The 26088-nt window shown below is 74.2% G+C and carries 28 protein-coding genes; 16 read left to right on the top strand and 12 right to left on the bottom strand.

Annotation, left to right across the window (positions count from 1 at the left end; all coding sequences use genetic code 11):
• The first annotated feature begins 11 nt into the window (after positions 1-11).
• A complete protein-coding gene (locus OG774_RS09420) occupies positions 12-473 on the top strand; it encodes a group II truncated hemoglobin (RefSeq protein ID WP_328308825.1) in 462 nt (153 codons plus the stop codon).
• 1 nt (position 474) lies between these two features.
• On the opposite strand, the gene OG774_RS09415 is transcribed toward OG774_RS09420, so the two are convergent.
• The 3 genes from OG774_RS09415 to OG774_RS09405 all read right to left on the bottom strand — a co-directional run bounded on the left by OG774_RS09415 (position 475) and on the right by OG774_RS09405 (position 3739).
• Positions 475-1701, bottom strand: a complete 1227-nt coding sequence (locus OG774_RS09415) for an HRDC domain-containing protein (protein ID WP_328310859.1) — start codon at positions 1699-1701, stop codon at positions 475-477.
• A 281-nt stretch (positions 1702-1982) separates the two neighbouring features.
• A complete protein-coding gene (locus OG774_RS09410) occupies positions 1983-2699 on the bottom strand; it encodes a response regulator (protein ID WP_378014962.1) in 717 nt (238 codons plus the stop codon).
• 434 nt (positions 2700-3133) lie between these two features.
• On the bottom strand, positions 3134-3739 hold the full coding sequence (locus OG774_RS09405) for a DUF3000 domain-containing protein (RefSeq protein ID WP_328308822.1): 606 nt from the start codon (positions 3737-3739) through the stop codon (positions 3134-3136).
• Positions 3740-3936: 197 nt separating this feature from the next.
• Here OG774_RS09405 and hemE point away from each other — a divergent pair, with 197 nt between their 5' ends.
• The 5 genes from hemE to OG774_RS09380 all read left to right on the top strand — a co-directional run bounded on the left by hemE (position 3937) and on the right by OG774_RS09380 (position 9038).
• Positions 3937-5043, top strand: a complete 1107-nt coding sequence (gene hemE / locus OG774_RS09400; RefSeq protein ID WP_328308820.1) for a uroporphyrinogen decarboxylase — start codon at positions 3937-3939, stop codon at positions 5041-5043.
• Positions 5040-6476 carry a protoporphyrinogen oxidase gene (gene hemG, locus OG774_RS09395; RefSeq protein ID WP_328308818.1) on the top strand — a complete coding sequence of 479 codons (1437 nt, stop codon included), beginning with the start codon at positions 5040-5042 and terminating at the stop codon, positions 6474-6476. The genes hemE and hemG overlap by 4 nt, the downstream gene beginning before the upstream one ends.
• Positions 6477-6529: 53 nt before the next feature.
• Positions 6530-7897 carry a DUF2252 domain-containing protein gene (locus tag OG774_RS09390; RefSeq protein WP_328308816.1) on the top strand — a complete coding sequence of 456 codons (1368 nt, stop codon included), beginning with the start codon at positions 6530-6532 and terminating at the stop codon, positions 7895-7897.
• A gap of 20 nt (positions 7898-7917) precedes the next feature.
• On the top strand, positions 7918-8610 hold the full coding sequence (gene hemQ / locus OG774_RS09385; protein ID WP_274189292.1) for a hydrogen peroxide-dependent heme synthase: 693 nt from the start codon (positions 7918-7920) through the stop codon (positions 8608-8610).
• Positions 8611-8717: 107 nt separating this feature from the next.
• A complete protein-coding gene (locus tag OG774_RS09380; RefSeq protein ID WP_328308811.1) occupies positions 8718-9038 on the top strand; it encodes a hypothetical protein in 321 nt (106 codons plus the stop codon).
• On the opposite strand, the gene OG774_RS09375 is transcribed toward OG774_RS09380, so the two are convergent.
• From OG774_RS09375 to OG774_RS09360, 4 genes are all read right to left on the bottom strand, one after another.
• Entirely contained in the window at positions 9028-9447 is a 420-nt protein-coding gene (locus OG774_RS09375) for a PH domain-containing protein (RefSeq protein ID WP_328308809.1), read from the bottom strand. The two genes, OG774_RS09380 and OG774_RS09375, sit on opposite strands and share 11 nt — an antisense overlap.
• A 158-nt stretch (positions 9448-9605) precedes the next feature.
• Positions 9606-10361: a class I SAM-dependent methyltransferase gene (locus OG774_RS09370; protein ID WP_328308807.1), complete on the bottom strand. Its 756-nt coding sequence runs from the start codon at positions 10359-10361 to the stop codon at positions 9606-9608.
• 60 nt (positions 10362-10421) lie between these two features.
• Positions 10422-10856: a peptide-methionine (R)-S-oxide reductase MsrB gene (gene msrB, locus OG774_RS09365; RefSeq protein WP_328308805.1), complete on the bottom strand. Its 435-nt coding sequence runs from the start codon at positions 10854-10856 to the stop codon at positions 10422-10424.
• Between the two features lie 57 nt (positions 10857-10913).
• Positions 10914-11249, bottom strand: coding sequence for a hypothetical protein (locus OG774_RS09360; RefSeq protein WP_328308803.1), 336 nt, complete (start codon positions 11247-11249; stop codon positions 10914-10916).
• Positions 11250-11298: 49 nt separating this feature from the next.
• On the opposite strand from OG774_RS09360, the gene OG774_RS09355 reads away from it, so the two are divergent.
• From OG774_RS09355 to OG774_RS09330, 6 genes are all read left to right on the top strand, one after another.
• Positions 11299-11769, top strand: a complete 471-nt coding sequence (locus OG774_RS09355) for a MarR family winged helix-turn-helix transcriptional regulator (RefSeq protein WP_274193634.1) — start codon at positions 11299-11301, stop codon at positions 11767-11769.
• Between the two features lie 33 nt (positions 11770-11802).
• Complete coding sequence (gene ligD / locus OG774_RS09350; RefSeq protein ID WP_328308800.1) at positions 11803-12837, top strand: non-homologous end-joining DNA ligase; 1035 nt, start codon at positions 11803-11805, stop codon at positions 12835-12837.
• Positions 12838-12951: 114 nt separating this feature from the next.
• Positions 12952-13074: a hypothetical protein gene (locus OG774_RS09345; protein ID WP_328308798.1), complete on the top strand. Its 123-nt coding sequence runs from the start codon at positions 12952-12954 to the stop codon at positions 13072-13074.
• A gap of 141 nt (positions 13075-13215) precedes the next feature.
• The gene (locus OG774_RS09340) at positions 13216-14385 is read left to right on the top strand and encodes a hypothetical protein (protein ID WP_328308796.1); all 1170 of its coding nucleotides are present in this window, start codon (positions 13216-13218) and stop codon (positions 14383-14385) included.
• Positions 14386-14426: 41 nt separating this feature from the next.
• Positions 14427-15896, top strand: coding sequence for a glycan biosynthesis hexose transferase WsfD (gene wsfD / locus OG774_RS09335; protein ID WP_328308794.1), 1470 nt, complete (start codon positions 14427-14429; stop codon positions 15894-15896).
• Between the two features lie 56 nt (positions 15897-15952).
• The gene (locus OG774_RS09330; protein ID WP_328308792.1) at positions 15953-17539 is read left to right on the top strand and encodes a fatty acyl-CoA synthetase; all 1587 of its coding nucleotides are present in this window, start codon (positions 15953-15955) and stop codon (positions 17537-17539) included.
• 27 nt (positions 17540-17566) lie between these two features.
• Here OG774_RS09330 and OG774_RS09325 read toward each other — a convergent pair whose 3' ends face one another.
• Both OG774_RS09325 and OG774_RS09320 read right to left on the bottom strand, forming a co-directional pair.
• Positions 17567-17926: a Rieske (2Fe-2S) protein gene (locus tag OG774_RS09325; RefSeq protein ID WP_274193639.1), complete on the bottom strand. Its 360-nt coding sequence runs from the start codon at positions 17924-17926 to the stop codon at positions 17567-17569.
• Positions 17927-17958: 32 nt separating this feature from the next.
• A complete protein-coding gene (locus tag OG774_RS09320) occupies positions 17959-18888 on the bottom strand; it encodes a non-heme iron oxygenase ferredoxin subunit (RefSeq protein ID WP_328308788.1) in 930 nt (309 codons plus the stop codon).
• 181 nt (positions 18889-19069) lie between these two features.
• On the opposite strand from OG774_RS09320, the gene OG774_RS09315 reads away from it, so the two are divergent.
• Positions 19070-20515: an HTTM domain-containing protein gene (locus OG774_RS09315; RefSeq protein ID WP_328308786.1), complete on the top strand. Its 1446-nt coding sequence runs from the start codon at positions 19070-19072 to the stop codon at positions 20513-20515.
• 9 nt (positions 20516-20524) lie between these two features.
• Here OG774_RS09315 and OG774_RS09310 read toward each other — a convergent pair whose 3' ends face one another.
• From OG774_RS09310 to OG774_RS09300, 3 genes are all read right to left on the bottom strand, one after another.
• Entirely contained in the window at positions 20525-20983 is a 459-nt protein-coding gene (locus OG774_RS09310) for a GNAT family N-acetyltransferase (protein WP_328308784.1), read from the bottom strand.
• Positions 20984-20986: 3 nt separating this feature from the next.
• The gene (locus OG774_RS09305) at positions 20987-22159 is read right to left on the bottom strand and encodes a 5-methyltetrahydropteroyltriglutamate--homocysteine methyltransferase (protein ID WP_328308782.1); all 1173 of its coding nucleotides are present in this window, start codon (positions 22157-22159) and stop codon (positions 20987-20989) included.
• Between the two features lie 112 nt (positions 22160-22271).
• Positions 22272-22973, bottom strand: coding sequence for an AfsR/SARP family transcriptional regulator (locus OG774_RS09300; protein WP_328310857.1), 702 nt, complete (start codon positions 22971-22973; stop codon positions 22272-22274).
• A gap of 383 nt (positions 22974-23356) precedes the next feature.
• Between OG774_RS09300 and OG774_RS09295 the strand changes: the two genes are divergently transcribed.
• From OG774_RS09295 to OG774_RS09285, 3 genes are all read left to right on the top strand, one after another.
• Positions 23357-24304, top strand: a complete 948-nt coding sequence (locus tag OG774_RS09295; RefSeq protein WP_328308780.1) for a manganese catalase family protein — start codon at positions 23357-23359, stop codon at positions 24302-24304.
• A 95-nt stretch (positions 24305-24399) separates the two neighbouring features.
• Positions 24400-25740: an Nramp family divalent metal transporter gene (locus OG774_RS09290; protein ID WP_328308778.1), complete on the top strand. Its 1341-nt coding sequence runs from the start codon at positions 24400-24402 to the stop codon at positions 25738-25740.
• Positions 25737-25982, top strand: coding sequence for a hypothetical protein (locus OG774_RS09285; RefSeq protein WP_328308776.1), 246 nt, complete (start codon positions 25737-25739; stop codon positions 25980-25982). The genes OG774_RS09290 and OG774_RS09285 overlap by 4 nt, the downstream gene beginning before the upstream one ends.
• The last annotated feature ends 106 nt before the right edge of the window (positions 25983-26088 follow it).

Raw genomic sequence — 26088 nt, 5'->3', positions numbered from 1 at the left:
ACATTGTTGCGATGACACCGACGCTGTACGAGTGGGCCGGCGGGACCGAGGCGTTCCGCCGTCTCATCGACGCGTTCTACGACCGGGTCGAGAGCGACGACCTGCTGAGCCCGCTCTTCCCGGGCGGGGTCACCGAGGAGCACCGGGCGCACGTGACCCTCTGGTGGGCCGAGGTGTTCGGCGGGCCGGCGGCCTACACGACCTCGCTCGGCGGGTACGAGCGGATGCTCGCGCACCACCGGGAGCTCGGCATCACCCCCGACCAGCGCCGACGGTTCGCCGAGACGATGGGCCGGGCGGCCGACGACGCCGGCCTGCCCGACGATCCCGAGTTCCGCGCCGCCTTCGTCGGCTACGTCGAGTGGGGCACCAGGCTCGCGCTGGCCAACTCGCAGAACGGCGCCGACGTCGTCGAGCAGGCGCCCGTCCCGCAGTGGGGATGGGGCGTGGCGCCGCCGTACCAGCCGTCCTGAGCTAGGACGGCTCGTCGACAGGGGCCGGCTGCGCCCTGAGGGCCTCGGCGAGCAGGGGAGCGGCGAGCTCCGCCTGCCAGGGCCGTGCGCCCAGGTCCGCGAGGGCCGCGGCCACCGTCCCGGCGTCGGCGGTGCCGGCAGCGTCGGGGAGCTCGGGCGGTGACCAGCACAGACGGCGCACGAGGTCGGGCGTCACGAGGTTCTCCACCGGGGTGCCGGTGCGCTCGGACAGCCCCGCGAGGGCGGCCCGGGCGGCGGCGAGGCGCGCGGCGGCGGCCGGGTCCTTGTCGCCCCAGCGGTGCGCGGGCGGCGGGCCGTCGGGCTGCGCGGCGGCCGCGGGCCACTGCGTGCGGTCCAGCGCGCGGGCGCGGGCGATCGCCGACCACCAGCGATCGCCCAGGCGGCGCTGGGCCCGCCCGCGAAACACCGGCATCGCGATGAGCTCCTCGCGGCCCGCGGGCTCGCGCAGGGCGGCGTCGACGATCGCGGCGTCCGGCAGCAGGCGGCCGGGGGCGACGTCGCGGGCGGCCGCGAGCTCGTCGCGGGACTCCCAGAGCTCGCGGACGACGGCGAGCTGCGCGGGCCGGCGCACCTTGTGCATCCCCGAGGTGCGACGCCACGGCTCGGCGCGGGGCGGCGGGGGAGGGGCGAGGCGCACGGCCTCGAACTCCTGCTCGGCCCAGACGGTCTTGTCCTGGCGCTCGAGGTCGGCGGCCACCGCGTCGCGCAGCTCGATCAGCAGCTCGACGTCGAGGGCGGCGTAGGTCAGCCAGTCGTCGGGCAACGGGCGGCGCGACCAGTCGGCGGCGCCGTGGCCCTTCTGCAGCCGCACGCCCAGCAGGTGCTCGGTGAGGGGACCGAGCCCGACGCGGGGATAACCGACGAGGCGCCCGGCGAGCTCGGTGTCGAAGAGGGAGTCGGGGCGCATGCCGACCTCGGCCAGGCACGCGAGGTCCTGGGAGGCGGCGTGCAGCACCCACTCGACGCCGCGCAGGGCGTCGCCGAGCACGGAGAGGTCGCCGCCGCACGCGATGGGGTCGACGAGGAAGGAGCCGGCGCCCTCGCGGCGCAGCTGCACCAGGTAGGCGCGGGCCGAGTAGCGGTAGCCCGAGGCCCGCTCGGCGTCCACCGCGACGGGGCCGCTGCCCGCGGCCAGACGTGCGGCGGCGTCCGGGAGCGCCGCGGCGTCCTCGATGAGTGGGGGTACGCCCTCGGCCGGTTCGAGCAGGTCGACGGCCGTGTCCTCGGCGGGCTCGGCCCGGTTCTCGGCCTGACCCGGAGCCCCGGCCTGCTCGCTGTGCGAAGTGTTGGCCGTCACGGACGGTGGAGTCTGCCCGCTCCCGGCGCCCGGCGCAGGGACAACAGTGGATCTCGACGGCGTGTCGGGCCCGGCCCGGTCTCCCGGAGCCAGGCCACGGACCCCACCGGCGTTCCCGGCGGGGTCCGTGGACCGGCTGGCCGGGGTCGGCCGCTCCGAGGAGGAGCGGGCCGACCCCCGTGCCCTCGCGCTCAGCGGATGACGCCGGCCCGCATGGCCAGCGCGACCATCTGTGCCCGGTCGCCCGTCCCGAGCTTGCGCCCGATGCGGGAGAGGTGGCTCTTGACCGTCAGCGCCGAGAGGCTCAGCGCGTCGCCGATCTCCTTGTTGGATCGTCCGTCGGCGACCAGCTGGAGCACCTCGACCTCACGGGCCGACAGCTCCCGCGGGGTGTTGTCCGTGGCCGGCACACGCGTGCCCGCCGCGAGCAGCGGGGCGACCGAGGGGTCGGCGTAGAGGCCGCCCTCGAGCACTCGCCGCACGCCATCGGTGACGACGCCGGGAGACGCCGACTTGAGCAGGTAGGCCTGGGCGCCGGCCTGGAAGGCCGCACGCACCGCCGACGGGTCGTCGGAGGCCGCCAGCACCACGACACGGTTCCAGCCCTGCGCGCGGAGCTCGGCGATCAGGTCCAGGCCACTGCCGTCCGGCAGGCCGAGATCCAGGATCGCGAGATCGCACGGCCCGCTGGCCAGTGCTCGGGTGCGGGCCTCGGAGATCGAGGCCGCCTCGTGGACGGTGCCCGCGCCCATCGAGGAGAGCCGCTGTGCGATCGCCTCGCGCAGCAACGGGTGGTCGTCGACCACCAGGACAGAGAACATCTCTTCCCGCGGATGCGGGACCATGGCCGGCGGCAACAAGCCGCTTGCGACGCCGCGAAGGGCCATGCCTGGGCCCACGGTTGCCACGTCGAGTACCTCCTAGAAGTCGGTCTTGCCCCCCGACATTCCGCACCGGGCCCCCGAACCATCGACCGCGCCGCCGATCGGACGAGGAAGTGCGTGCGAGAGAAGATATCCCCCCGGGCGAGTTAACGAGAGCATCAGGGCCAACTTCGCTCGGTGGAGTTTCGTGCGTTACGCGGCCGCGGTCACCCTTTGGAGTGGACAGACGACACGGAATCGTCTCTACGTAACACTGCGTGTAACTGCCGCTACGGAGAGTGCTGAGTAGCGCCGACCGGCACAGAGCGGCTGCAACCAACGACCCAACGTCGGCGCGTGACGGGTGGAGCGGGTTCGGGCTGATCGGACGCCTGCCTGTGCATCTCATCGCGAACGTGCGATGACCTGCAAGGGGTTGCTGAAATTGCGGAAGCGATACCGGTAGTACCGGAAAAATGTCAGCCGGATCGTCCGGCGCGACGCGTACCGAGTGTCGTCACGCCCTCCGGCGGAAGTCCCGCGGCGATGGCGAGGACACCTGCGAACGCATCGCCGTGCGCCGTGAGGACGTCCTCGGTGGGCGTCCAGGACGCCCGCAGCTCGAGATCGGTGGCGTGGCTCGGGCCGCTGATGTCGCCGAAGCGCACCGAGGCCGTCTGGGTCACCGTGCCGCCCAATGCGGTCCACGCCGCCCCGGAGTCCTCGAGGGCGCCCGTGAGCCACGACCACGCGACCTCGGGCAGCATCGGGTCGCCGGCGTGCTCGGGGTCGAGTTCGGCGCGCACGAAGGTCACCACGCGCAGCGTGCCGTCCCAGGCGTCCTGGCCCTCGGGGTCGTGCAGGAGCACGAGGCGCCCGGTGACGACGACCTCGGAGTCGTCCACCTCGCCCACGCCCGGCGCGGGCGGGCCCGCGAGGACCTCGGCGCTCCAGGCCGCCGAGTACGGCGCCAGGCGCTGCGGGGGCCGCATCGTCCGCAGCTCGATCTCGGGACGCGTCCGGAGATCGGCGAGGGACTCCACCGCGCGCCGGAACGTCTCGGGGTGGGTGGTGGGCGCCGTCACCTCGACGACAGTAGGCCGAACGGGTTCTTTCCGGCACCTCCCACGCCGAGGGGTCCCGTGCGTCCCTCGTCCACCACCCGACCCGCTCGTCCCACCGGCGCGGCAGCGAGGGCGTCCCTCGCTGCCTCCGACGCAGCCGGGGCGGCCCTCGCTCCCGACGGCGGAGGGCGCCGTGGGCGTGGGACGATGAGGACACTATGAGCAGCGGGATCGCGGGCACGGCCACCGCAGGCGGCACGAAGGGCGGAGCGGCGCGACGCCACCTGCCCGACGCCCCGTTCCTCGCGGCCACCCGTCGCGGGCGCCCGTCGCGGCGCCCCGTGTGGTTCATGCGCCAGGCGGGCCGCTCGCTGCCCGAGTACCGCGAGCTCCGCAAGGGCACCGGGATGCTCGAGGCCTGCCTGACCCCCGATCTCGCGTGCGAGATCACGCTGCAGCCCGTGCGCCGCTACGGCGTCGACGCCGCGATCCTCTTCTCCGACATCGTCGTGCCGCTCAAGGCCGCCGGGGTCGGGGTGGACATCGTCGCGGGCACCGGGCCGGTCCTGGAGCAGCCGGTGCGCACGGGTGCCGACGTCGCCGCCCTGCCGGCCCTGGACGCCGAGGGCGTCGCGCCGGTGGCCGACGCGGTGCGGCTGCTCGTCCGCGAGCTCGGCGACACCCCGCTCATCGGCTTCGCGGGCGCGCCCTTCACCCTCGCGTCCTATCTCGTGGAGGGCGGCCCGAGCCGCAACCACGAGCGCACCAAGGCGCTGATGCACGCTGAGCCGGACACCTGGCACGCGCTGTGCTCCAGCCTCGCCGACACGACGCTGACGTTCCTGCGCGCCCAGGTCGACGCGGGTGTCGACGCCGTGCAGCTCTTCGACTCCTGGGCCGGCGCGCTCTCGGAGCGCGACTACCGCGAGCTGGTGCTCCCGCACTCCACCCGCGTGCTGCAGGGGCTGGCCGACACGGGCCTGCCGCGCATCCACTTCGGTGTCGGCACCGGCGAGCTGCTGGGCGCCATGGGCGAGGCCGGCGCCGACGTCGTCGGGGTCGACTGGCGGCTGCCGTTGGACGTCGCCGCCGCCCGCGTGGGGCCGGGCCGGGCGCTGCAGGGCAACCTCGACCCGGCCCTGCTGTTCGCCGGGCAGGACGTCGTCGACCGCGAGGTGCGCCGCATCCTCGCCGAGGGCGCCACCGCCGAGGGCCACGTGTTCAACCTCGGCCACGGGGTGCTCCCCGAGACCGATCCGGACGTGCTCGCGCGGGTCGTCGACCTGGTGCACGAGACACCCGTGCCAGCCACACACGAGCCGTGAGCCGCGTCCTCGTCGTCGGCGGCGGGGTCTCGGGCCTGGCCGCGGCGCACCGTCTGCGCACCCTCCTCGGCGCCGAGGCGGACATCGTCGTCGTCGAGGCCGCGCGCTCGCTGGGCGGCAAGCTCACGGCCCTGGAGATCGGCGGCCGTCGTGTCGACGCGGGCGCCGAGGCCTTCCTGGCGCGGCGTCCCGAAGCGGCGGCGCGGATCGTCGAGCTGGGCCTCGACGATCAGCTCGTGCACCCGGGGCCCGCGGCGTCCGCGCTGCGCGTCGGTGGCCGCACCGTCGGGCTCCCGCCGCGCACGGTCATGGGCGTGCCCGGGGACCCGGAGGTCGCCGCCGGCGCGCTGTCGCCCGAGGGGCTCGCGGCGCTGCGCGCCGACCGTCCCGGCGCGTGGGAGCCGGGCGGCGACGTCGCCGTCGGCGAGCTCGTGCGGGCGCGGCTCGGGGACGAGGTGGCCGACCGTCTCGTCGACCCGCTGCTCGGCGGCGTCTACGCGGGACGCGCCGACGCGCTCGGGGTGCGCGCGACGGTGCCGGCGCTGGCCGCCGCGCTCGACGCCGACCCCCGCTCGCTACTCGCTGCCGCGCGCTCGTGCCTGCCCGCGCCCCCGGTCGAGGGCGCGCCGCCCCTCCCGGTCTTCGGCACCCTCCGCGGCGGCCTCGCCGACCTCCCCGCCACCCTCGCCCTCGCCGCCCGTGCCGAGCTGCGCCTGGGGCGGACGGTCACGGCGCTGGCCCGGACCGCGACGGGCTGGCGCGCCGAGCTCGGCGAGGACGGGCCCCCCATCGAGGCCGACGCCGTGGTGCTCGCCGTCCCGGCCCCGGCCGTGCGGCGCCTGCTCGCCGACCACGCCCCGGCCGCCGCCCGGGCCGCCGGCGAGATCGAGGTCGGGTCGTCGGCGCTCGTGCTGCTCGCCCTGCCCGCGGCGGCCGCGGCCCCGCTCGCCGGGCGCTCCGGGGTCCTCGTCGGGGCGGGGGAGCGGCGGCCCGACGGCCTGCCCTGGACGATCAAGGCCGCCACCTTCAGCGCGCAGAAGTGGCCCCACCTGGCACCCGCTGACGACCCCGACGACACCTCCGTGCTGCGCCTCTCGATCGGACGGCACGGCGACGCGGCCTCGACGTCCGCGCTGCGCCGCGACGACGACGACCTGGTGAGCGCCGCCCGCAGCGACCTCGGTGCGCTCACCGGCATCGAGGAGGTGCCGGTCGAGTCCGCGGTGGTGCGCTGGCCGGGCGGCCTGCCCCAGTACGGCGTCGGGCACGTCGAGCGGGTCGCGACGCTCGAGGACGGCGTCGCCGGGCTGCCGGGGCTCGCGATCGCCGGTGCGGCCCTGCACGGCGTCGGGGTGCCGGCGTGCCTCGCCACCGCCGACGCCGCGGCCCGGCGGGTCGCGGCGCACCTGGCCGCCACGGTCGCCCGCGGGTAGGTCGCCCGCGGGTAGCTCGCCCCCGAGCAGGTCATCCGGGCCACACTGCGCCCATGGACGATCTCGCCGGTGCCCTCGGGGCCCGGGACGACGGCACCCTCGACGACGAGGAGCGGACGACCTTCATCGTCGACACGCTCGCGGAGGCGTTCTCCGACCTCATGGCGGCTTCGCCGGCGGCGTTCCGCAACAAGTTCCGCAAGATGGCGGCCGAGCCGTTCGCCTTCTACCGGGGCAGCGCCTGCCTCTACTACGCCGACGTCGCCCGGCTCGAGGACCGGTGGGTCGACGAGCGCACCCGCCGCGTCTGGATCCAGGGCGACCTGCACGCCGAGAACTTCGGCACCTACCTCGACGGCGACGGCGTGCTGGTGTTTGACGTCAACGACTTCGACGAGGCCTACGTCGCGCCCTGGACCTGGGACCTGCGTCGACTCGTGGCCAGCGTCGCGCTCCTGGGCTGGTCCAAGGCGTTCTCCGACGCCGACATCGACGCGCTGAACACCGCCTACCTGCGGGCCTACCTGGAGGCGGTGCGCTCCTTCTCCGGCGGCTCGGGGGAGCGCGAGTTCGCGCTGACGCGCCGCAACACCGACGGTCCGATCCACGCGGCGCTGCAGCACGCGCGGGAGAGCAGCCGCCGCGGCCTGCTGGACGCGATCACCGAGATCGAGGGCGAGGACCGGATCTTCCGCGACGGTCCGGGCGTGCGGCGTCTCGACGACGGCGAGCGCGACGAGGTCCTCGCCGCCTACGCCGACTACCTGGAGACCATCCCGCCCGCCAAGCGGTGGGCGGACACGGCCTACGTCGTCCACGACGTCGTCGGGCGCAGCGGCTTCGGGATCGGCAGCGCCGGGCTCCCGGCCTACAACGTGCTCATCGAGGGGCCGAACGAGGCGCTCGACTACGACGTGGTGCTGTCGATGAAGCAGGCGGTGCGGGCGGCGCCGAGCCGGGTGGTCGACGACGGCGAGGTCGCGTCCTGGTTCCGGCACCACGGGCACCGGACGGCGCTGTCCCGCCGGGCCCTGCAGGCCCACGCCGACCGCCTGCTCGGCTGGACCGTGCTGGGCGGGGTCGGCTACGTCGTCGCCGAGCTCTCGCCCTACGAGGACGACCTCGACTGGGACGACCTCACCGAGCCCCGCGAGCTGCGCGACGTCCTGCACCACCTCGGCCACGCGACCGCGCGGGCGCACTGCGTGTCGGACACCGACGCCGAGCAGGGGCTCGTGGAGGGCCAGGTCGAGGACGCGGTCCTCGCCGTCGTGGGCGGGGAGGACGACGCGTTCGTCGCCGACCTCGTCGCCTTCGGCCGCGACTACGCCGCCGTCGTGCGCGAGGACCACCGCCGCTTCGTCGAGGCGTTCCGCGAAGACCGTGTGCCCGGCGTCTCCAGCGCGGAGGAGTCGCTGTAGGGGGTGGCACGATGGAGGGCGTGGCACGGCTGAACTACGACGAGCTGAACTCGACCGTCCGGTACGCCATGTGGTCGGTGTTCCGCACCGACCCGGCGCGCCTGCCCGAGGACCGCGCGGCCCTCGGCGAGGAGCTCGCGGGCGTGCTCGAGCAGCAGGAGGGCAAGGGCGTCGCCGTGCGCGGCGTCTACGACCTCGCGGGCATGCGCGCCGACGCCGACTGGATGGTCTGGACGCACGCGCCCGAGATCGAGTCGCTGCAGGCCGCCTACTCCGCGCTGCGGCGCACCGCGCTGGGCCGCGCGTCGACCCCGGTCTGGTCGTCGACGGCGCTGCACCGCCCGGCGGAGTTCAACAAGAGCCACCTCCCGGCGTTCATCGCGGGGGAGGAGCCCAAGGGCTACCTCTGCCTCTACCCGTTCGTCCGCTCGCTGGACTGGTACCTGCTCCCCGACGAGGAGCGTCGCCAGATGCTCGCCGACCACGGCAAGGCCGCCCGCGGCTACGCCGACGTCCGCGCGAACACCGTGCCCGCGTTCGCCCTCGGTGACTACGAGTGGATCCTCGCGTTCGAGTCCGACCAGCTCGACCGCATCGTCGACCTCATGCGCGACCTGCGGGCCACCGAGGCCCGGCGTCACGTGCGCGAGGAGGTCCCGTTCTTCACCGGTCCGCGGGTCTCCCCGGAGCAGTTGGTGACGTCCCTCCCCTGACGACGAGCCCTGATCGTCCCTGATCAGGAAGGCCGTCCGACTCGTCGGGGATGCCGCACGGCGATCACGCTCTGTCCTCACGCACCGCAACGTGTCATATTCTCCACGTGGCGACGGTGGGCTTCCTCCATGTGGCGGCCGCGCACGTCCACGCCGCACGGCGCCTCCTCGCCGAGCACGCGCCCGGCGTCGTCGACGTCCACCTGGTCGACCGCCACCTGCTCGATCCGACGATCGACCCGTGCAAGCGGGTCGCCGCCCGCGTCGGTGAGCTCGTCGGGCGCGATGTGGACGCCGTGGTGTGCACCTGGCCCGCCCTGCTCGGCGACGTGGCCCGCGCGGCGCGCGACCGCGGCATCGCCGCGATCGGTGTCGAGGAGTTCGCGGGGGTGACCGGCGGGGCCGGCATCCCGGCCCTCACTCGATGAGGTGCCAGGTGATGAGGTCGTGGATCTCGGCGGCCTGCTGCTCGCCCCGGCAGGTCACCTCGTAGAAGGTCCGGCCGATCTGGATCGCGACCGTGCGCGAGAAGATGTTCTCGTCCTCGTTCGACACGTACGCCACGGTCGTGATGCGGCTGTACGGCGCCGTGATGAGCGCCGCGCGGCCGCCGGGGAACGCGGTGTCGAGCAGGATGACGCGGCGGTTGGTGACCCCGCACAGCGCGATGCCGGCGCTCTCACTGGCGTAGACGCCGTCGATGTGCTCCTCGGGCATCAGGCTGTCGCGGATGACGTCGTACTGGACCGTCTCGTCGAAGCGTGGCAACCGCGCCGAGAGGGGATGCGGCCGGCGCGGGTGGTCGGGCGAGGAGCCCGGACGAACGGGGCGGGTCATCGACGGCAATGGTCCTCTCCTGGACGCGGAGGCGGTGGGCCGTCTCCCGACGCTAATCGCCGGAAGCGGGCACACCGTTGCGCGGGTGGTGTCAGCCACCGGCGACAAGGCGGAATGCCTCGTTCCGGGGGCGTCGCCTGGTCCGGTCGGACCAGCCGTCAGCGGTACTCCAGCAGGAGGTGCTGTCCCCACCGTGCCATCGACAGCGGCCGAACGGCGTCCTCGTGCTCGTCCACCCACTCCCACACCGCCCGCAGCTCGGCGTCGTGGTCGAACAGGTCGTCGAAGTAGACCAACGTGCCGGGGCGCAGGTGGGCCTCCAGCCAGTCGAGCACCTCGCGGCTGCTCGAGTAGAGGTCGCAGTCGACGTTGACCACCAGCTCGTCGTGCGGGGGCAGCTCGCGTCCCGGGAGGGTCTCGGAGAACCAGCCCGCCACGACCTCGACCCGCGGGTCGGGGATCTCGGGCACGCGGCCGGTGGCGAAGCTCCCGGCCGGGGCGTCGGCGTGCCAGTCGTGGGGGAGACCGTCGAAGCTGTCGAACCCGACGAAGCGGGCCCCGGGCGCGTCGACGTGCTCGCTCCACCACTGCAGCGTGCGGCCCTCGTGGACGCCGAACTCCAGGTAGAGCGGCCGCGCGGAGCGCAGGCGCCCGACGATCTCGGCGAACACGTCGAACCGGTCGCCGCGGTTGGGGACGTGGACCTCGAGCTCCCGCATCCAGCTGCCCTGCTCGAGGGCGCCGAGCGCGGTCCTCAGGCCGGCGAGGTGCCGCGGAGTGAGCAGGCGGCCGGCGCTGACGAGCAGACGGCGGGGCTGGATCGGGGCCAGGTGGCGGGCGAGGGCCCGCAGCACCCGGCGGGGGCGGTCACGCGTGGTCAGACGCTCTCGACGGGTCAAGGTGGGGACGGACATCGGAAGACGACCGTAACGTGCCCGCCGACCGATCGGGTCGGGCCTTCGACCCGGACCGACTCAGCTCGTCGACTCGAGGGGCTCGAGGCGCAGGCTCACCGAGTTCATGCAGTAGCGCTGGTCGGTGGGGGTGCCGTAGCCCTCGCCGCTGAACACGTGGCCCAGGTGCGAGTGGCAGGTCGCGCACAGGACCTCGACGCGGGTCATGCCCATCGCGCGGTCCTCGCGCAGGATCACGTTGTCGTCCGCCGAGGGGGCGTAGAACGACGGCCACCCGCAGTGGGAGGCGAACTTGGTCTCGGAGCGGAAGAGCTCGGCCCCGCAGGCCCGGCACGAGTAGACGCCCTCGGTGAAGACCTCGTCGTACTCGCCGGTGAAGGGCCGCTCGGTACCGGCCTGGCGCAGCACCGCGTACTCCTCCGGGCTGAGCTGCTCGCGCCACTCGGCGTCCGACTTGCTGACCTTGGGGGTACCGATCGATGCGTCACTGCTCATGCGTCCAGGCTAGGCGCTCGTGGGAGCTCGCGCCGCCGAGTCAGGAGAGCGTCAGGACTACGTGCTGAGGACGACCTCGAGCGCCTCGAAGATGACGTACCCGGTGCCCAGCAGGACGAGGGTGACCAGGACCACGGCGGCCAGTCGGCGGGCGCCGTCCGCCCGGTTGGCCGACTCGGCGAAGTCGCGCACCCCGGCCAGCTGGCCCTCGACGGTGAAGGTCGACGGGCTGGCCTTCTCCATGCGGTCGAGGTGCGCAGCAAAGGCGCGCGCCTCGGGATCGTCGGGGTCCAGTCCGATCAGATCGTCGGCGAACCGGCCGGGCGGACCGGCCGTCTCACCGGCGCCGCGACCCCGGAAACGATCTCCGGAGGGACCTTCGGACAGGCTCACCTGGCCACGGTACCCCCCGACCGGGCCGATCAGGCCTACCCTGTCAGGCATGACCACGGACACCTCGGCGTGCACGACGCTCGACGCGCAGCTGTGCTTCGCGTTGCACGACGCCTCGCGTGCGATCTCGGCGTCCTACCGCAAGGGCCTCGCACCACTCGGTCTGACCTACAGCCAGTACGTCGTCCTGCTGGTGCTCTGGGAGCACGGGCCGGTGACGATGGGGAGGCTCTGCCGCGAGCTGCACCTCGACAGTGGCACGCTCTCGCCGCTGCTGCAGCGCCTCGAGGAGCGCGGGCGTGTCGTGCGCCGCCGCCGCCCCGAGGACGAGCGCACCGTCGAGGTCTCCTGCACCCCCGACGGCCAGGCCCTCCGCGAGCCGGTGATGGCCGTCCAGCGGCGCGTGCAGGCCGAGACGGGGCTCCCGATCGAGGACCTCATCCGGCTGCGCGGGGAGCTGCAGGTGCTGGCCGACCGGCTGCGCACCGCCGACGAGAGCGGCGTGACCGGCGGGGAGTAGTTCCCCCTCCCGCATGTGGCTAGCCTCTCGCGGGTGGCGAAGTCCCCGGCGGAGGAGATCGACGTCGACGGCATCGCCGTGCGCGTCAGCAACCCCGACAAGATCTACTTCCCGGACCGGGGCATCACCAAGCGCCAGGTCGTGGAGCACTACGTCGCGGTCCGCGAGCCCCTGCTCGCCGTGCTCTACGAGCGGCCCACCCACCTGAAGCGCTTCGTCGACGGCGTGACCGGCGAGTTCTTCTACCAGAAGCGCGTGCCCAAGGGCGCCCCGCCGTGGCTCGAGACGGTGGAGGTGCGCTTCCCCAGCGGGCGGCCCGCCGAGGAGATCTGCCCGACGGTCACCGCCGCGCCCGTGTGGGCGGCCAACCTCGGCACCTTCGACTTCCACCCGTGGCCCGTGCGCCGCGGCCGGGTCGACGAGCCCGACGAGCTGCGCATCGACCTCGACCCCCAGCCGGGCACCGACTTCGCCGACGCGGTGCGCGTCGCCGGGGTGCTGCGCGAGGTGCTCGACGACGCCGGCCTGCAGGGTCACCCGAAGACCTCGGGCGGGCGCGGCATCCACGTGATGGTGCCGGTGCGCCCCGAGTGGGACTTCGTCGGCGTCCGGCGCGCGGTGATCGCCCTGGCCCGCGAGGTGTGCCGGCGCATCCCCACCGAGGCCACCGTGGACTGGTGGAAGGAGGAGCGCGGCGAGCGCGTCTTCCTCGACTACAACCAGGCCGCCCGCGACCGCACGATCGCCTCGGCGTGGTCGGTGCGCGGCACCCCCCGGGCCACGGTGTCCATGCCGCTGCGCTGGGACGACCTCGCCGACGTCGACCCCGACGACTTCGACGTCCTCACCGCCGCCGGCGTGCTCGCCGAGCGCGGCGACGCCCACGCCGGGATGCACGACGACCCGCGGGGCCTGGAGACCGCGCTCGAGTGGGTCGAGCGCGACCAGCGCGACCACGACCTCGGGGACCTGCCCTACCCGCCGGAGTACCCCAAGATGCCCGGCGAGCCGAAGCGGGTGCAGCCCAGCAAGGCACGCGCCGACACGACGGGGAAGACGGTCACCTGAGCACCCGCGCCGGGGTCGTCTCCGCCCGCCTGGCCGCGCAGCACCTCGACCGTCCTGTCGCTGTACGCGCGGATCGCCGGCACGACGGCGGACGCGTGGGAGGACCCCGCCCTCGTGCAGGTGTGGGGTCCGCGCGGCGCGGTGTGGGTCGTGCCCGCGGCCGACGTCGCGAGACCCGACGCGGGGTTCCCGCTCGACCTCGCGCGACCGATCGAGGTGGGCTGGACGGGCCCCTGAGCGCGGCGGCCGTCCGTCTCCGGGGACCGTGTCCCCGGGACACGGTCCGACCGCCCGCTACTGTGCCGCAGGCCCGCACGGGCGTGCCGCGGCGGTGAGGGAGCGATGCTGGAGGTCGGGGTCCCGGTTCGGTCACGCGACGTGGCCGCGGCGGCGGGCCTGGCGCTGATCCTCGCCGTGGTCTCGTGGCACACCGCGACGAACCTGGGCGGGGTGCCCGGCGGCGTGGTCTACGCCGTCGCGTGCGCCGTGGTGATCGTCGCGGTCCTGCCCGCCGCCACGCGGGCCGTGTCCCGGGCCCCCGCGTGGGTGCTGCCGAGCCTCGTGGCGGGCGTCGTCGCCGTCCTCGTCGCGCTCTTCGTCCTCGGCTTCCCCGCGGCCTACGGGCACGACATGGGGGTGGGCAGCGACCGGTCCGACGCCCTCGACGTCGCGCTGGCCCGGCTCGCCGGCGGCCGCTACCCCTACGAGGGGGTGACCTACCTCGGCAACCCGATCACCCCGCTGCCCGGCGCGCTGCTCATGGCCGCCCCGTTCGCGTGGCTCACCGGCGACGCGGCGTGGCAGAACGTCGCCGGGCTGCTGCTCCTGCTGCCGCTGCTCAACGGTGGGTCGTGGCGCCGTGTGGGGCCGACCCTGCTGTGGGCGTGCGTCGCCCTCGGCGGGCTGGAGGTCGTGCGGGAGTTCGTGGTCGGCGACGACCTCGTGACCGGCGCGGTGCCCGCGGTCGCGGCGGCCGCGTGGACCCTCGCCCTCGCCCGGGGCGCGTCGGCCGGCGCGCTCGTCGCGGCGGGGACGGCCCTGGGGATCGCGACCTGCACCCGCCCCCACCTGGCCCTGGTCGTGATGGTGGTGGCCGCGGCGGTCGGAGTGCTCGCGGGGTGGCGGCGGGCCCTGCTGGTGGGCGCGACGGCGAGCGCGGTGTGGGCGCTGCTGATCGTCCCGTTCCTGCTCGGCGGGTCGGCGCGGTTCTCGCCCTGGCACGTCGCGGCGAAGGTCACCGGGGACCGCGGGCTGACGATCGGGATCGTCGTCGTCGGGCTGGCGGCGGCGGCGCTGCTGCTCACCGCGCTCGTACTGGCCCGGCCGTCCTCGCCGAGCGCCGTGGGCTGGTTCTGTGCCGCGGTGCTGTTCGCCCCCTCGGTGCTGTCGCTGGCCCGGCGGTTGGCGGGCGGACCGGCCGGGGAGCTCGACCTGACCCTCGGCGCCGCGGCGGTGCCCTTCGCCCTGTGGGCGGTGTGCGCTCGCCGCACGGCCCCGGACGCCGCGCCGGACCCGCCGACGGTCCGGCCCCTCGTCGGGGCGTCGTGACGCACGGCGCCATGAGGCACGGGGCCGTGAGGGACGGGCTCGTGGGGCACGGGACGCGCCGGATCGCGCTCAGCCTCGGCGCGGGCGTCGCCGCGGCGTCGCTCGTCGTCCTGACCCTCGGGCTCCCGACGGGCCGGACCTTCGGGGTGGAGGACAACGGCGACGGCTTCCGGCTCTTCTGCGGCCTCGGGATGGTCCCGCGCACCGTGGACCGGATCGCGGCCTGGAAGGGCGGCGTCGTCACGGACTTCGCCGTGGTGGCGAGCCCGACGTGCGGCATGTCGACGCCGTCGTCGGCCGCGCTCGTGCTCCGGGCGGCGATGCTCGGAGGCGACGGCTCGGTGGCGCTCTCGACCGTGGCCTGGTGGTACGCGGCGCTCGTCGGGCTGGTCGTGGCGTCGGCGGCCTGGGCGGCCTCGGCGTCGGGTCCCGGACGCGCCGCGGTGCTGCTCGTCCCGGTGGCCCCGCTGGCCCTCCCGGCGTTCACGCGGTTCTTCGTCTCCACCTACGGCGAGCCCGCCGGGCTGCTCGGCGCCCTCGCGGTGGCGTGCGGGGTCGCCGCGCTGCTGGTGACGCGCCCCGAGCAGCGGGCGGCCCGCACCGTCGCGCTGACCCTGACCGCCCTCGGCGGCGCGGTCGCCGCCACCGCGAAGGTGGGCTACCTCCCGGTCCTCGTCGCCGCGGTGGTCGCGTGCGCGGTGGTGACCGTGGGCCGCCGGCGGCGGCTCGGCCCCGTGATCGCCCTGGTCACGGTCCTCGCGGTCGCCGTGCCGGTCGGTGCCGCCGTGCAGTTCCAGGACCAGGTCTACGGCGGGGCGAACGTCCACGACGTGGTGTTCACGCTCGCGCTGCCCGAGCTCGGTCCCGACGGCCCGGCCGCGCTCGGCCTGCCGCCCGAGGCCGCGGACGTCGCCGGCGACGGGTTCTTCAACGGCCCGCCGCTCCCGACCGCGGACTGGTGGGTCCGGGCGATCGGCGAGGACGCCGACGCCACCCGCGCCGCCGCCCACGGGGCGCTGATCCGGCACCCGGACGCGCTGCTGCGGGGCCTCGGGGCCGGGCTGCAGGCCACGACCCGCGCGGACCTGCCCTACCTCGCCGCGGGCCCCGGCGACCCCGCACGGCCCACCGGCCTCGGCGGCGACGCCGGCTGGTCCGGGTCGCGCGGACCGGCCCTCCGCGAGGTCCTCGACGACACCCCGTGGCCGGCGTGGCTCCCGACGGCGCTGGTGCTGCTCGCCGCCGCCGCGGCCGGCACCTCGGTCCTGTGGCGGCGCCGGGAACCCGCGGCCGCGCGCTGGTGCCTGGCCGCCGGCCTCGCCGCGGTCACCGCGCTGGGCCTCGTCGCGGCGGCGGTGCTGGGGGACGGGTACTTCGAGGTGTTCAAGCACGTCTGGCTCGCGGCCTACCTGCTCGTCCTGAGCGGGCTGGGCCTGCTCGGGGCCGGCGGCGCCGTGGTGTGCCGCGCGCTGCGCGTGCGCTACGCCCGTCGACCCGCGTCGGCGCTCTGATCTGGAAGGGTCGGTGTGCGCGGTCCGGCCCCGGGGACGTCGACGAGGAGCACCAGATGGACGACATCGACCGGTACCTCCCGCCCTGGACCGCGGACCTCGCCCGCGCCCGGCGCCAGACCATCGGCACCCTGCTGGCGCGGACCGCGCTGAAGTACGGGGCGAAGCTCGCGGTGGTGCACCGCGACACCCGCCGGACGTTCGCCGAGCTCGACGCCGACGCCAACCGCGTCGCGAACGCCCTCGCCGAGCGCGGGGTCGTGCGGAACCAGCGCGTGGCGATCTACTCGCACAACTCCTACGCCTTCGTCGTCGCCTACTTCGCGGTCGCGCGGCTGGGCGCGATCTCGGTGCCGGTGAACTTCAACTTCGTCGCCCCCGAGGTCCGCTACGTGCTGGAGGACAGCGGAGCGACGGCGGCGATCGTCGAGGACGCGCTGGTCGACACGCTCGGGGCGGCCCAGGTGGCCCTGTCCCTGGGGGTGGTGATCGGGCACCGGCCGGGCTGGACGTCGTTCGACCGGCTCCTGGAGCACGGCGACGCCACCCCGCCGGACGTCGAGATCGGCGACGACGACCCCGTGCAGCTGCTCTACACCAGCGGCACCACGTCGGCCCCCAAGGGCGCGATCATGACCAACCGCAACCTCATCGCCCAGTACGTCAGCGACATCGTCGACGGCGAGTACCACCGCGACGACGTCGAGCTGCACGCGCTGCCGCTCTACCACTGCGCGGCCCTGCACGACTTCCTCACGCCCGACGTCTACCTCGGCGCCACCAGCGTCATCGTGGACGCGGCCGACCCGGAGCTGATCCTGCGCACGGTCGAGGCCGAGGGGATCACGAAGATGTTCTGCCCGCCGACCGTCTGGATCCGCCTGCTGCGCTCGCCGTCGTTCGACCGGCACGACCTGTCGTCGCTGCGCAAGGGCTACTACGGCGCGGCGATCATGCCGGTGGCCGTCCTCGAGGAGCTGGGCCGGCGTCTGCCCGGCGTCCGCCTCTTCAACTACTACGGCCAGACCGAGCTCGCCCCCAACGCCACGGTCCTGTTCCCCGAGGAGCAGATCGCGAAGGCGGGCACCGCGGGGCGCCCGAGCCTGAACGTGGAGACCCGGCTGCACGACGAGGACGACCGGCCGGTGCCGGTGGGCCGGGTCGGCGAGATCGTGCACCGCACGCCGCACGTGATGCGCGGGTACTGGGGCAAGCCGGACGCGACGGCCGAGGTCTTCCGCCACGGCTGGTTCCACAGCGGCGACCTCGGGGTGATGGACGCCGACGGCTACCTCACGATCGTCGACCGCAAGAAGGACATCATCATCACCGGCGGGGAGAACGTCGCGAGCCGCGAGGTCGAGGACGCGATCTACTCCCACCCCGCCGTCAGCGAGGTCGCCGTCTTCGGGGTGAAGCACCCCGAGTGGATCGAGGCGGTCGCCGCCGCGGTGGTGCTGCGCGACGGGGCGAGCGCCACCGGCACCGAGATCGTCGCCCACGCGCGGGAACGCCTCGCCGGGTTCAAGGCGCCCAAGTACGTCGTGCTCGTCGACGAGCTGCCGAAGAACCCCAGCGGCAAGATCCTCAAGCGCGAGCTGCGGGACACCTACGCCGGTCTCGCGGACCTCGAGGCGCCGTAGTCCCGTGGAGGGGTCACGGGTAGAGGGTCACGTGTAGTACGGCTTGTGCGGGATGGCCGCGTCGTTGGTCTGCTGCTCGAAGTCCACCCAGATCGCCCCGTCCTCGATCTTGCACGCGTAGGTCGGGATCGGGTCCACGGCCGGGACGCCGGTGGGGATGCCCGTGTGCAGGTCGAAGCGTGAGTTGTGGGCCGGGCAGATGAGGGAGTCGTCCTCCTGCAGGTAGCCCTCGTTGAGCGGCTGCTGCTGGTGGGTGCAGGTGTTGTGCACGGCCACCGCCTCGTCCTCGTAGAGCCGGACGACGCAGATGGGCTGCCCGCCCATCTGGACGACCATCATGTCGCCCTCGTCGAGCTGGTCGTCGTCCGCCACTGCTTCCCAGGCCATGGTGGTGGTTCCTCTCGGTTCGCGGGTCGGACTCACTCGGCCGGACGACGGGACCGCGGCGCCGGGGCGGAGCCGCGGACCTCGATCCAGCCCTTGCGCACGCGCGCGGGCAGGACGGGCTGGGGGTGGTGGGCCGGTCCGCGCACGATGCGTCCGTCACGGAGGTCGAACACCGAGAAGTGCAGCGGGCAGGTGACGGTGCAGCCGTCGGTCTCGCCGCGGTGCAACAGCGCCCCGGCGTGGCTGCACACGTCGTCGATCGCGTGCACCTCGCCGTCGCGCCGGGCGAGGAGCACGTGCCGGCCCTCGACCTCGACGCCCGTCACGCCGTCGGTGGGCAGGTCCTCCTCGGCGACCGCCCGGACCCAGCGGGTCGGTCCGGTGGTCGTGGCCACGCGGTTGACCATCACGGCCCGGCCCTGGACGAGGTGGCCCCCGATGTAGGCGGCCACGACGGTGACGCCGAGGCTCGCGGCGCCGAGGGCGCGGCCGGTCGGCCGGTGACCGGAGAGCCGGGCGGCGAGCGACGCGCCCTGCAGGCTGACACCCGCCACGTTGAGGAGCCCGTGGAACAGCCCGACGCGGCGGTCCTCCCCGTCGCTGACGCTCCAGTCGACCCACCCGGTGGCGGCGGTGGCGGCGGCCGCGGCGAGCCCGGCGGCGCTGAGCGTCGACGACGGGTCGAGCCGGCGATCCCCGGGCGCCACGTCCTGCCCGGCCGTGTCGAGCAGCACGGAGGCGGACCAGAACCCGATCGGGAGGTCACTGAGCGCGGGGTGCAGCGAGTGCCCGAGCCAGCGGCCGCCGTGCATCAGCTCGAGGACGGGGTTGCTGCGGAAGCGGTCGTAGACGGGGTCGACGACGGCGGTGGCGCGGTCGTTGACCTTCTGCAGCCACGGCCACCGGGTGATCTCGGCCAGGGCGCGCTGGTGCCACGCCGAGGCCGCACCGGAATCCGCCATCCATCGCTCCCGGTGCTCGATGTCGATCTCTCGGTCGCGACGATCGTCGCACCTCGGTGTGATCCACACCATACGTCGGCAGGGGTGTCCTCCGGCGCCGGAGGTCCCGACCTGCTCCAGAGTTCGGCCAGGTGGAACCCTGTAGTCCGTCGACGGCCCTGAACCCGGGAAGAGCACCGCGATGAGCCGCAACGAGACGCTCGTTCGACTGAGGCCGTCCGAGCACGGCGTGCCGCCCCACCGGCGTTCGGCCTTCGCCGTCTTCGCCTTCGCGCTCGCCGTGGGGGCGATCGTCCACGAGTGGAACAGCACGTTCACCCCGTGGGTCGCGATCCCGGTGGTGGTCGCCTCCCTCGCGGTCCTGGTGCGTCCGGCGTCGCCGGTCCGGCTGATGGTGCTGATGGCGACGCTGGTCGCCGAGTGCGTCAGGCAGCTGCCCGATCCGGTCAACCACCAGGTACTCCTGGGGGTGCTCGGCACCGCCCTCGGACTGTGGTGGCTCGGGCTCCTGGCGCGGTCGTCGGACGTCGCGCTCGACCCCGCGGCCCTCTACGACCGGATTGCGCCCTTCCTGCGGGTCGGCTTCATCCTCATGTGGTTCCTCGCGGCCCTCGCGAAGCTCAACGCCGGGTTCATGGACACGGCGTCGACCTGTGCAGTGTGGATCCTGGAGTCGATCCCGCTCGTCGCCGTCCCGCCGGCCGTGGTCCCGGCCGTCATCGTCGGGACGCTGGCCGTCGAGCTCTCGCTGCCGATCCTCCTGACGTTCCATCGCACGCGACCGTTCGCGCTCCTGGTCGCGCTGCCGTTCCACGCCCTCTCGGCCCTCGCCGGGCACTCGTGGTTCTCGGGGCTCGCCTGGGCCTTCTACGCCCTGTTCCTGCCGCCCGCGGTCCTGGCCCGCGCCACGCTCGTCGCCCGCACGCTCCTGCCCCGGTGGCTGCGGCGGGCCGTGGACGCGACGGCGGCGCGGCCGTGGCCCGTGGTCGTCGGGGGCGCCGTCGCCTTCGTCGTCGGTCACGAGGTCCTCGTGCCCGTCCTCGGTCCGTACGCCGGAGGAGCGCGGAACTGGGGCGCGATCCTCGTCTGCCTGGGCTGGATGGCGTTCACCTCGGTCGTCCTGTGGCGACTGCGTGGTTCATGGTTCCCGGGAGCTTCGCGCCCGCGCGCCGGCCTGGCCGTGCGCCCCGTGGTGCTGGTGGTCGGACTCCTGGCCCTGGTCCTCAACGGAGCGAGTCCCTATCTCGGTCTGAAGACCACTGCGGCGTTCACGATGTTCTCGAACCTGCGCACCGAGCCGGGGCACTGGAACCCCCTGCTCGTGCCCGAGTCGGCCCGGGTCTTCGGCTGGCTGGACGGCGGCGACGTGCGTTTCGTGCGCACCGACGACCGGGCGATGCAGGCCGAGCTCGCCGACGACGAGACCGGGCACATCGTGCTCATGGGTGCCCGTCGGATCGCGGCCCAGTATCCGGGCGCCACGGTGGTCTACACGGTGGACGGGGTGCCCCGCACCGCCGCGCCCGTCTCGTCGGATCCCGTGCTGGGCAGGCCCCTGTCCCTCGCGCAGGAGTGGTTCGGCGCGACCCGGTCCTACGGGACCGCCGAGCGGACCTGCCTGCACTGACGGGGAGCGTCAGAGCTCCTTCTCGCCGAAGAACACCGCGATGTGGTTGCCGTTGTACGCCGGGACGGCGCGGTACCCGGCGTCGGCGAAGAGCGCGCGGCTGTGCCGTTGCTCCGCGCCGGCGTCGAGCCGCACGCGGGCGTAGCCGAGCTCCCGCGCCGCGTCCTCCAGCGCCACCAGCAGCGCCCGGCCCACCCCGCGCGACCGGGCCCCGGGGACGACGTACATCCGCTTGATCTCGGCGACGTCCGGCCCCAGCGGGCGCACCCCGCCGATCGCGACCGCCTCCCCGTCGTCGTACCCGACGAGGAAGCGGCCGCGGGGCGGCGCCATCTCCTCCGGCGTCGTCACCGACCCCGGGCGCGCGGAGCGCCCGGGGTACTGGGTGTCGAGCAGGGCGTTGAGCTCGGCGAGCAGCTCACGTCCCGGGGAGCGGTCCGAACGCCCGGCCCGGAACTCCAGGGTCACGGCTCAGGAGACCCCGAGCTTCTCAGCGGCCATCCGCGTGCCCTCCACGCGGTTGGCGATCTTCTGGAACGCGACGTCGCGGGCGTAGTCGGGCGACCCGTGGTTCGGCTTCTCGTCGATCGAGAAGGGCGAGAACCCGCAGTCGTCGGTGGACCCGAGCTGCTCCTTGGGGATGAAGTCCGCGGCCCGGACGAGACGGCCGGCGACCTCGTCGGCGCTCTCCACCCGCGGGTTGCCGGGGTTGATCACGCCGATGTAGGCCATCTGCGTCACGCCGTCGGCGTCGGTGCGCAGGTTCTTGCCGATCGACTCGTAGACCGGGTCCTTCTCGCGCTCGCTCGCGAGCTGGATGAGGAAGTAGCCGGCGTTGATCTTGAACATCTCGGGCAGCAGGTTGTTGTAGGGCACGTCGGCGGAGTGCACGGAGTCGCGGTCGCCGCCGGGGCAGGTGTGGATGCCGATGGACCTGCGCTCCTCGGCGCTGAACCGCGCCATGACGCGGTTGTTCAGCTCGATGAAGTGCGGGAGCAGTCCGGCCCCGGTCCAGGGGTTGCGCGGGTCCTCACGGGTGGCGAGCCGGCCCTCGGTGAAGTCCACCGACACGCGGGCCGCGCCGGCGGCGAAGGCCTCGCGGATGTCCTTCTCGCACTCGTCGATGAGCTTGGCCTCGAAGTCCTCGCGGCTGTAGCCGTCCACCGGGTCCTTGAGCGGATAGAGCAGCGCGAGCATCGACGGCGCGATCACCGCCTGCTTCATCGGCGCGTTGGCCTTGCCGATCGACTTCTTCAGCGAGTCCGCGGCGTAGTTCTGGTACTCGAACGGGCCCTTCACCAGCTTCGGCAGCTGGCGGCCGTGGCCGTCGGCGAAGATCGCGAAGAACTGCCCGCCGGGCCCGAGCGAGGGGGCCAGGCCGGTGCCGGCGAGGGTGTCGGTGATCGGGTACGTGGCGAACGAGGACCAGCGCTGCTCGCCGTCGGAGATGATCGGCGCGCCGGTCGCTTCGTAGCGGTCGATGGTGTCCTGGACCGCGGCCTCCTGCTCGGTCTCGAGGGCCGACTTGTCGATCGTCCCCTCGTCGTAGGCGGCGTAGGCGTCCTGGAGCTTCTGCGGCCGGGGCATCGAGCCGACCGGTTCTGTGGGGATGCCGGTGGCGGTGCGGGGGTCGTAGGTGGCCATGGTGACTGGCTCCGAATCTCTGGTGAATCGGGCGAACACCCGGCCTCCGACGCTATGAGGTGACCTGGATCACGTCAACGCGTCCGCTCGGGCATGGCTGCGGTCCGCCGTCTCAGTCCGCGGGCCGCCCCAGCAGGGGCCGGACGAGCGCGCGGATCGCGTCCGACGGCGGTAGGCCGAGCTCGGCGCGCAGCAGCGTCCGGAAGGTCTCGTACTGGGTGAGGGCCTCCGCCCCGTTGCCCTCGGCGAGGTGCACCTCGATGACGCGCCGGTGGGCGCTCTCGCGCAGCGGCTCCTGCGCCACCGCCTCGAGCCCGGCGCGCAGGGCGTCGGCGAACCGGCCGGCCGCGCACGCCCGCGCGCAGCGGTCCTCGAGCGCGTGCAGGCGCAGCTGACGGTGGCGCTCGCGCTCGACCAGCACCCAGTCGTCGCCCCACCCGGGCAGGAGCTCACCGCGCGGCATCGGGGCGTCGAACACGCCCCCGTCGTGGGCGGCGGGGGCGTCGTCGTCGAGGGCGTAGAGGTCCACGTCCGCGTCCCGGTGCAGCGACACGTTCGTCGCGTCGGCCTCCACGAGCGCGGCGCGCTGCGGGGCGGGGACCTTCCAGAGCGTCGAACGCAGCCGGGTCAGGGCCTGCCGGTCGGTGACGTCCGGCCACAGTGTGCCCGCGAGCTGGTGCCGGCGGACGGGACGCCGGGCGAGGGCCAGGAACGCGAGGACGCGCTCGGCGGTGGGCGTCAACCGCACGTCCTCGTCGCCGACCCGGCACGCGAACCGGCCGACGAGATACAGGTGTGCCGCCCGAGGGGGCATCGGCACGTCGAGCGTCATTCGCCGCCGTTCCCGCCGGACCTCCCACAACGGGTCCGGCTGTTCGAGGAAGTGGCCGGCCCGCACGGGGCCGGGGAGGGCGGCGCGACTGTCGGCCTCAACGCGCACGGCTCACGGTAGGGACACCTCACCCGACCGGCGACTCGGACGGACGTACCGGGGCGGGCAGGGAACGGGTGCCCATCGGAGACGTGATCGAGACACCGGGGAGACGGCCTGGAGACGGCGGGGGGACGGCGGGGGGACGGTGGGGGGACGCGGTGGGGACGCGGCGGGAACGGTTCCGGCGACGTCGAGGGGCACGGCCGGGGGACGGGGGCCTCCGAGGGTGCAGCTCACACCGATCGACCCTCGAGAGGATCCCCGTGTTCTTCCATGTGCAGCGCCTGATCAACGAGATCGTCCCGGACGAGCCGGACCCGGCGGCCGCGAACGCCCTGCAGGAGGGGCTGGGCGGTCAGTTCGGCGAGATGCGCACGATGATGCAGTACCTGTTCCAGAGCTTCAATTTCCGCGGGGCCACGGCCAAGCCGTTCCGCGACCTGCTCTACGGCGTGGGCACCGAGGAGATCGGCCACGTCGAGCTCATCGCCACGACCATCGCCCGTCTCGTCGACGGCTCGCCCCGCTACCAGGGCAACCCCACCCACCTCGACGAGCCCGGTGAGGGTGGCGCGACGCCGCTCTCGGTGGCGCTCGGCGGCGGCAACATCCACCACTGGCTGGTGGGCGCCCAGGGGGCGCTGCCGGTGGACGCGCAGGGCGACCCGTGGACGGGCAAGTACGTCTACGACAGCGGCAACCTGCCGCTGAACCTGCTCTACAACCTCATGCTCGAGTCGACCGGGCGCCTGCAGAAGTGCCGGCTCTACGAGATGACGGCCAACAAGACGGCGCGGTCGACGATCGCGTACCTGATCGTGCGCGACCAGGCCCACGAGAACGCCTACGCGAAGGCCCTCGAGGCGCTCGGCGTGGAGTGGAACAAGCTCCTGCCGATCCCGAAGACCAACGCGGAGCGCTTCCCCGAGGTCAAGACGCTGCTGGAGCAGGGCCTGCAGTCCAAGCAGTACACGTTCAACATCGACCAGCTCAACGAGGCCGCGAAGGTCTTCAACGGCCCCTCGCCGTCGAAGGACGGCACGGAGCTCTCCACCGAGCAGGCCCCCGAGGGCGCGCCCATGGAGATCGCGGTCGAGCGTCCGGAGGAGTTCGGGCCCGGGCTGGACAGCGAGCTCATGGAGCTCGTCCAGGCCACCGCGGACATGGAGATGTCCACCCCCGCCGGCCAGTACGGGCCGACCGGCAGCTGATCACCAGCTGACGCCCGTCACCGGCCCGTCGCCGGACGGCCCGAGCCCTCGTGGGTTCGGGCCGCCCGGACCGGCCGCCCTGCCCGGAGAGGTCGATGACCGTCGCCCCACCGCACGTGACGCCCGCCCCGGACGTCGGGACCCCGACCACCGACGCGAGCCCGGCCCCGAGCCCGAGCCCGAGCCCGAGCCCGAGCCCGACCCCGAGCCCGACCCCGGCTCCCGGCCGGATCCGCCGGCTGCTCCCGCTGCTCGGACCCGCCGTCGTCGCGGCCACCGCGTACGTCGACCCCGGCAACTTCGCGACGAACACGCTCGCCGGCGCGTCCCACGGCACCCTGCTGCTCTGGGTGGTCGTCACGGCGAACCTCATGGCCGTCCTCGTCCAGTACCTCTCGGCGAAGCTCGGCGTGGCGACCGGCCGCAACCTCCCCCAGCTGTGCCGCGAGCACTACCCGCGCCCGTTGACCCGGATGCTGTGGGTGCAGGCCGAGGCCGTCGCGATCGCCACGGACCTCGCCGAGGTGGTCGGCGGCGCGATCGCGCTGAACCTGCTGTTCGGCGTGCCCCTGCTGCCCGGCGGCATCGCCGTCGGTGTCGTCGCGTGGGCACTGCTCGCGGTGCACCAGCGCCGCCCCCGGCGCTTCGAGCTGCTCGTCGTCGCCCTCTTCGTCGGCGTCGTGGTCTGCCTCCTCACGACCCTCGGACAGACCTCGCCCGACCCCGCCCTCGTCGCCGGCGGCCTCGTGCCGGGCCTCGACGGCACCGGCAGCCTCGTGCTCGCCACCGGCATCCTCGGCGCGACCGTGATGCCGCACGTCATCTACCTGCACTCCGACCTCACCCGCACCGCCCGCCGACGCGCGGGCGGGACGCGGGCCGCGCTGCGGGGCCAGCGCGTCGACCTCGCCGTCGGGATGGGCACCGCGGGCGTGCTCAACGCGGTGATGCTCGTCGTCGCCGCGACGGTGTTCTTCCGCCCGGGGGTCGAGGCCCCCGAGGACCTCGAGGGTGTGCACGCCGGGCTCGGCACCCTCGCGGGGCCGCTCGCGGCCGGGGCCTTCGCCGTCGCGCTGCTGCTGTCCGGCCTCGTCTCGTCGGGCGTCGGGACCTACGCCGGGCAGGTGATCATGGACGGGTTCCTGCGCCGTCGGGTGCCGCTCTGGGTGCGCCGCGCGGTGACGCTCGGGCCTGCGCTGCTCCTGCTCGGCCTCGGTACCGACCCGACGCTCGTGCTGCTGATCTCGCAGGTCGTCCTCTCGTTCGGGATCCCGTTCGCCCTCGTCCCGGTGCTCGAGCTCGGGCGGCGCCGCGCACTCATGGGCGCGCTCACCACCCGCCCCGCGGTCACGGCCGTCGCCGGGGTGCTGGCCGTGGTGGTGATCGGCGTCAACGCCCACCTCGTCGTCACCGTGCTCGCCTCGGGGCTGTCGTGACGCCCCTGATGTCGGGAGAGCCGTCGGGGGAGCCGTCGGGGGTGTCGCCGGGCGTGCCGCCGGGCGCCGCGCTGATGGTGCGCGTGTGGTTCGACGAGGGCGAGCTGCGGGTGCGCCTGACCGCCACCGACGACCTCGAGGGCCCGGCGCGCACCCTCGGCGTCGCCGGGGACGTGGAGGACGCGTGCGACCTCGTCCGGACGTGGCTGACGACCGTCGCGGCGACCGGGCGCGGAGCGTGACTCCGCCGGTGGGCCTTCTCCCAGCTCAGCCGGGGTGCGGCCCGCGCCGGGGGCGGGTGATGACCGACTCAGCGTCAGGGACACGGCAGGATGGGTACCGATATGC

The sequence above is a fragment of the Actinomycetospora sp. NBC_00405 genome (genome assembly GCF_036044095.1).
In the GTDB taxonomy this organism is placed as follows: Bacteria; Actinomycetota; Actinomycetes; order Mycobacteriales; family Pseudonocardiaceae; genus Actinomycetospora; species Actinomycetospora callitridis.
Note: the sequence above shows the minus strand (reverse complement) of the source record. Positions and strands in the feature narration are given on the sequence as shown.

Bases quoted from the DNA above. Each gene is read 5' to 3' on its own strand.
- OG774_RS09420 (WP_328308825.1), top strand. From the start codon at position 12: ATGACACCGACGCTGTACGAGTGGGCCGGCGGGACCGAGGCGTTCCGC.
- hemE (WP_328308820.1), top strand. From the start codon at position 3,937: ATGAGCAGCGGGATCGCGGGCACGGCCACCGCAGGCGGCACGAAGGGC.
- OG774_RS09390 (WP_328308816.1), top strand. From the start codon at position 6,530: ATGGACGATCTCGCCGGTGCCCTCGGGGCCCGGGACGACGGCACCCTC.
- OG774_RS09375 (WP_328308809.1), bottom strand. From the start codon at position 9,447: ATGACCCGCCCCGTTCGTCCGGGCTCCTCGCCCGACCACCCGCGCCGG.
- OG774_RS09370 (WP_328308807.1), bottom strand. From the start codon at position 10,361: ATGTCCGTCCCCACCTTGACCCGTCGAGAGCGTCTGACCACGCGTGAC.
- msrB (WP_328308805.1), bottom strand. From the start codon at position 10,856: ATGAGCAGTGACGCATCGATCGGTACCCCCAAGGTCAGCAAGTCGGAC.
- OG774_RS09355 (WP_274193634.1), top strand. From the start codon at position 11,299: ATGACCACGGACACCTCGGCGTGCACGACGCTCGACGCGCAGCTGTGC.
- OG774_RS09330 (WP_328308792.1), top strand. From the start codon at position 15,953: ATGGACGACATCGACCGGTACCTCCCGCCCTGGACCGCGGACCTCGCC.
- OG774_RS09325 (WP_274193639.1), bottom strand. From the start codon at position 17,926: ATGGCCTGGGAAGCAGTGGCGGACGACGACCAGCTCGACGAGGGCGAC.
- OG774_RS09320 (WP_328308788.1), bottom strand. From the start codon at position 18,888: ATGGCGGATTCCGGTGCGGCCTCGGCGTGGCACCAGCGCGCCCTGGCC.
- OG774_RS09315 (WP_328308786.1), top strand. From the start codon at position 19,070: ATGAGCCGCAACGAGACGCTCGTTCGACTGAGGCCGTCCGAGCACGGC.
- OG774_RS09305 (WP_328308782.1), bottom strand. From the start codon at position 22,159: ATGGCCACCTACGACCCCCGCACCGCCACCGGCATCCCCACAGAACCG.
- OG774_RS09300 (WP_328310857.1), bottom strand. From the start codon at position 22,973: ATGCCCCCTCGGGCGGCACACCTGTATCTCGTCGGCCGGTTCGCGTGC.
- OG774_RS09290 (WP_328308778.1), top strand. From the start codon at position 24,400: ATGACCGTCGCCCCACCGCACGTGACGCCCGCCCCGGACGTCGGGACC.